The following is a 5704-nucleotide window of genomic DNA, read 5'->3' on the forward strand; positions in this document are numbered from 1 at the left end:
ATGCTGAGGCGTTTGGCATAATATTTGACTTCTCAAAACTTTTCAAACACCCTCTTACCACATATATGTATATTTTAGCTTTTTGTCAGCGATCGCATTCGGGACTACTAAATAATAAAATACTCAACTACTGATTGTGGGGTATGCGTCTTGCCATTGGTGTCAAGTTAAACCATCATTGGGATTTCCTTGTTTTTTGCGGGGGTTTACTCATGACTAGTATCAATACCACTGTCTTGAGTTTAACCATTGAGTTTTACCGAAATAGAATTCTTCTTCAGGTGTTAAACTTTGAGTTGTTTTTCTAAGTATATTCCGCATCTTTCAAGTATTGCAAAATAGCGTGACTTTAATAAAAAACCACGACTTTAAAAGATAAATCGTGATTTTAACGGATAAATAATGAGCTTAGTGAAAAATAGTGAGTCTAGTAACGATAGCTTCTACGCTTAGGGTGACAACTATTTCTGAGGGAGTCTTATATCTCTGGGACTAAGCATTTTCTAATCCAAAGATATAAAATCATAGAAACCTGGAGAAAACTATGTCATTAGAAACAAAGACACTACAGGCGACAACACCAACTTCTACCTTAGAGACACTTGAGGAGAAGCAAGAATTTAACTGGAGACAATGCTGGTATCCCGTCGCCTTTGTGAAAGACTTGCCTGCTAACCGCCCTTATAGCTTTTCCTTGTACGATGAACCCTTGGTTTTGTTCAAAAACCAAAATGGACAGTTTATCTGTTTAACAGATCGTTGTCCTCACCGTACAGCCAAACTTTCCGAAGGACAAATTATTAACGGCAAAATTGAGTGCTTATATCACGGTTGGCAGTTTGGCAGTGATGGTCAATGTCTGCACATTCCCCAATTACCAGCAGATGCGAAAATTCCAGTCAATGCTTGCGTGCCATCCTTTAAAGTTGTGGAACGCCAAGGCATGATTTGGGTGTGGGCTGGCGAAAAAGAAACTGCTGTTGATGAAATTATCCCAATTCTGCCAGATTTAGACAAGGCAGGATTCGTGCATACAGATTTTATATTGGATCTGCCTTATGATCAAACATACTTGGTAGAGAACGTCATAGATCCTGCTCATGTTGCTATTAGCCATCATGGCACTAGGGGTGGTAGTAATCGGAAAAATGCCCAACCACTAGAAATGGAAGTGCTAGAGAGTTCAGTTCAGGGGATTCGAGGAAAGTGGCGGGGAACTAACAAATCAAATGAAGCTTGGAAGTATATTGATTTTGTTGCTCCAAGTCTTGTTTTAAACACTGCTTATATTGAAGAACGAGATTGGACATTTGGACTAGCTTTGTATTCGATTCCTTTAGGCAAAGGGCGATGCCGTCTTTTAGCTAGAGGTTATCGTAATTTTATGACTTGGGGAGCCAAGCTGAGGCCCCGATGGCTCGATCATTTAAATACGAACAAAATATTGGAGCAGGATTTGCCCCTGATTGTCGGACAACAGTCAGAAATTGAACGCTTAAGAACAAGTCTCAAAGAACTATATTTGCCTCTGAAAACATCTGACACATTAGTGGTTGAATACCGCAAGTGGCTAGATAAATTTGGGTCGTCTTTACCTTTTTATCAGGGCTATTCCACATGGAAAAATGTTGAGAATGACGAGTTGAATGCAAAGCCAATTTTGCTAGACAGATTCTCACGCCACACACTTATTTGTAGTTCTTGCAATCGAGCTTATCAAGTGATAAATACGGTCAAACAAAGCTCTATAGGGGTAGCGATCGCTCTAGCTTTTGTAGCAATACTTACAGATGATTCTAGAATCAAAATAGCAGCAATATCGCTTTCTATAATAGCAGTTGGAATATCTGCGATCGCTCATACACTCAAAACTCACTTCGAGCGTTCATATACTCGTCACTAAAATAGGGACTGGGGACTTGTACTGAGCGTTGCCGTTGGCGCAGCCTCTGGTAGAGAAGTATTGAGAACTAAAGACTAGAATCAGAATTCTTCCCAATCCTTAATCCCTAACCCATAATCTTAGTCATGATCAAGTTAACGGCTCTGCGCTAAAGTAAAAATATTGGGATAAAAATCTCTGGCAGTAAATTCAATACATTACTAATCTTTACCACTGCGGCGATCATGTCTCAAGAGTATAACGAATCACTCCAAATTCAGGAGATCACCAAACTCAAACCGAAACACTTTGCTGATTTAGTCAGATCAGCACAATTGATTTTCGACCCCACAGCCGGAGTTTCAGGAAGAAGTATCACAGTTGACTGGGAAGAATTTGGAATTCCCCATGATGTGGCGGATAATCTCAAATCACTTGGTCAGCAGTACCAATATGCATCTCCTCACATTCCTGTTGAAGACATTTGGAGTCAATTAACTCCAGAAACTCGTATTTGGTTCGTTGAAAATAAAGATCGGTTGTGGCAGCTTGAGGAAGCTTTCCCAGCCCTTGATGAAGATTAAACGGCTGAACCATTGAAAGGAATACAAATTATTTGTCGGGGCACAGTGATTATTGTGCCCCTATCCTCTGTCTATAGGCATTTTTGTGGGAATGGAACACGCGGTAAATTTAGACTTAGTACAATCTGGCGGAGTTTGCCTATCATTAACAAGTTGCTTGGTTAATTGAGATGGTAGCTGGATTTCCGCCGTGCTGTACTAGTTATTTTGGGCGATGCCTGCGGCTGGCTACGCCTACGCGTTAGCTTGAGTACATAAGTTAAATTAATAAAAAAGCTTGTATCGATGAATCAAAGTATAAGTGTTGCTCCCAGCCTGGAAGAACACACTGATGAAAATGCTGTTGTCACCAAACAACAGCTATTTGTAAAACAACTAATTGTCCTTGTCTTAGAAATGCTTCTAGCATTACCTCTGGGTTTACTCCTCGCAAAGTTCCAAATTGGTAGGATTGCCTGGATATTTGGCGGGATTGCTGCTGGTACAGTGGTTCTTCAAGGGTGTGGAACTTTTTATAAATATTTCCCCCAACCTAACCGCACTGCTAGAAAAGTGGGAATGGCACTTGTAGGCTTAACTGTCGGCGCTTCCAATGCCGACGCTAATCTAGCTAGTGTTGCTTCTGGTATTCCTATTTTGATTTTTCTGACTTTGTTTATGCTACTGAGTGGTAGTTGCATCGGTTACATTTACTCCCGCGTCAGCAAAACCAACCTATTGACAGCAATGCTCGCTACAGTTCCTGGTGGTGTAGGAATTATGGCAGCGATCGCCGCCGATTACAATAAAAATGTCAGCTTGGTTGCTCTAGTTCAGGCAATTCGCGTCACCTCAGTAGTTTTTCTAATTCCCCTCATCGCTAGGACATCAGCTGGTAATTACTATCCCCAAACCCTGCCAATCAACCGTGCTTGGATCAATTTCGATCCATCTCAACTAGGATTACTCTTGTTACTACTGCTAATCACTGGATTAGTAGTTTATCCAGCGATATTATTTAAAATTCCTGCTGGCGATTTCTTTGGTGCATTATTGATTGGTATCGGGTTTAATCCTTTGCTACATTGGCTGCCTTTTATGGGTGATATTAGCTTTAGTCCGCCGCCTTTAATTAACTTATTGGGTCAAATGCTCCTGGGTATTACTATTGGTGAATATTGGGGAGACAAACCCAACTTTAAGAAGCGGACTATCGGCTATGCTTTGATGTCTGTAGCGATGACTCTCATCGCCGGAGCGATCGCTGCTATACTTGCGATGCAATTAACCTCTTGGGACTGGTTAACTTGTCTGCTAGTCACAGCACCAGGAGGATCAGCAGAAATGATCCTGGTTTCCCTGGCATTGAATCATAACGTTGAAATTGTCACAACTGGTCATTTAGTGCGACTCATTGCAATTAACAGTTCCCTACCACTTTGGGTGTTTTTGTTTCGCCGTCTGGATGAGCAACTTTCTGAACCAGTTTAATTATGGTTTATCGAATAGCCCAAAAAAACCTCACCCTGGTTTTGCATAGCAAAACCTGTCCCTCTCCGTGAGTTCGGAGAGGGATGTAGGCATGTCCGTCAGTACAGGGTAAGGTTTTAAGGACTTTTAGATAACCGGAGATAAAACTCCTAACAGACGCGATTAATCGCGTCTCTACTCCTAACTCCTAACTCCCCACTCCCAACAGACGCGATTAATCGCGTCTCTACTCCCAACTCCCTTTCAAATACAAAGGATACTTTAGATGGTTGCCCAAATCCAAGAACTTGAAGCCCAGCACTGGGTTAAAACTCGTTCTTCCCTCGATCCTAACGAATCCACTTTCCTGATTTGGAAAGGTAAAATTTACGCCTTTATCCCCGGCGAGAAAAGACAACTCCTGTTTAAGATCCTGGGATTGAGCGTTAGCCGATGTATTCCCACAGCAGAAGGTAGCTGGGATTTTACTTCTAGGGAACTGACTTACTATCTCAACCCAAAAAGAGATGAGGTTTTGTCCAAATGGGAGAATCCTTGGACAGGCGAGACAGTTCCGGTGATTCACGTTGCTAATAATCCTGTGCAGGGTAAGTTTGAGGGAAATTTCCCCGCACAAGTAGATGGTGACAGCACAACCTTCGTTTTTGATATATTTCCCTATTACCCCAATCCATTAGCAGACGATCGCAAATTTGCCGAATACAGCCCAAATCCAATTTATCAGGCAGCAGAACTGTTTAAATTAACAGTGCCAACCGCAGATTTATTCAACCCAGCACTTAAATCAGTTTCTGAACTTAAACTGAGTTGGGATCGGATTGGTCAATGGCTTCCCTGGATGAAAATGAGCGATCGCCCCGGTCAACTGATTTATAGTGCTATTGGCAGCAAAGTCAATGGTTTAACAGAACTGCCCCCACTGCTGCAAGACGAAATTAATAACCGTATTCCTTTATATAAGCAAGCCCCAAAAGCATTGACAGATGGGGAAGACATGACTTCCTGGTTGTACTTCCAAAAGCACTTTGAGGCTTACTTAGCTGGTGAAATCTTCCCGCTTGCCCAAGCAGAAGAATTATAAACTAGCTGAAAAGAAATATCGAACTCTTGCCAGGAGATAGCTGATGGTGATCCCAGAAGCAAACTTAGCCGATGCACCCGCCATCGCCAAAGTCCATGTAAACGCTTGGCGGACAACCTATAGCAACTTAATGCCAGCAAAGTTTCTGGCAGATTTATCCTATGAAGAACGAGAGACAAAATGGGTAAAAATTTTGAGCAATATAGCTCAGGATAATTTTACATATATTGCTGAGGATGAAATTGGGCAAGTAGTTGGTTTTGCTAATGGAGGTAAAGAGAGGACAGGCGATCGCATTTATCAAGGTGAGTTGTATGCTATCTATATTCTGGAGAAGTACCAGCGCCAAGGTTTAGGATATCGCCTAGTTTCCAGCGTCGCAACAAGGCTGCTCCAATCAGATATTAGTTCAATGTTAGTGTGGGTTCTAGCTGATAACCCCGCAGTCGATTTCTATCAAAGCCTTGGTGGTCGGCAGGTTAACCAAAAGCAAATCGAGATTGCCACAGTGCAACTGGTTGAGGTTGCATACGGTTGGACGGATACGCGAAGAGGGATAATTTAAAGTCTGGCGATCGCTAAATTGGGGATTGCGGACTAGGGACAAACGGATAAGGCAACTAGGAAAATAACCCAATGCCCAATGCCCAATGCCCAATGCCCAATGCCCAATGCCCAATGCCCAAT

5 protein-coding genes are annotated in these 5704 nt (G+C 42.2%); all 5 read left to right on the forward strand.

Annotation, left to right across the window (positions count from 1 at the left end; genetic code table 11):
- Positions 1-544: 544 nt before the first annotated feature.
- A complete protein-coding gene (locus PUQ00_RS32095) occupies positions 545-1903 on the forward strand; it encodes a Rieske 2Fe-2S domain-containing protein (protein WP_300423984.1) in 1359 nt (452 codons plus the stop codon).
- A 224-nt stretch (positions 1904-2127) separates the two neighbouring features.
- The gene (locus tag PUQ00_RS32100; protein ID WP_300423986.1) at positions 2128-2466 is read left to right on the forward strand and encodes a hypothetical protein; all 339 of its coding nucleotides are present in this window, start codon (positions 2128-2130) and stop codon (positions 2464-2466) included.
- 285 nt (positions 2467-2751) lie between these two features.
- Positions 2752-3936, forward strand: a complete 1185-nt coding sequence (locus PUQ00_RS32105) for an AbrB family transcriptional regulator (protein ID WP_300423987.1) — start codon at positions 2752-2754, stop codon at positions 3934-3936.
- Between the two features lie 265 nt (positions 3937-4201).
- Complete coding sequence (locus PUQ00_RS32110) at positions 4202-5017, forward strand: DUF1838 domain-containing protein (RefSeq protein ID WP_300423989.1); 816 nt, start codon at positions 4202-4204, stop codon at positions 5015-5017.
- A gap of 43 nt (positions 5018-5060) precedes the next feature.
- Positions 5061-5582, forward strand: coding sequence for a GNAT family N-acetyltransferase (locus PUQ00_RS32115; protein WP_300423990.1), 522 nt, complete (start codon positions 5061-5063; stop codon positions 5580-5582).
- Positions 5583-5704 lie beyond the last annotated feature (122 nt).

This window comes from Nostoc sp. S13 (genome assembly GCF_029379315.1).
In the GTDB taxonomy this organism is placed as follows: domain Bacteria; phylum Cyanobacteriota; class Cyanobacteriia; order Cyanobacteriales; family Nostocaceae; genus Nostoc.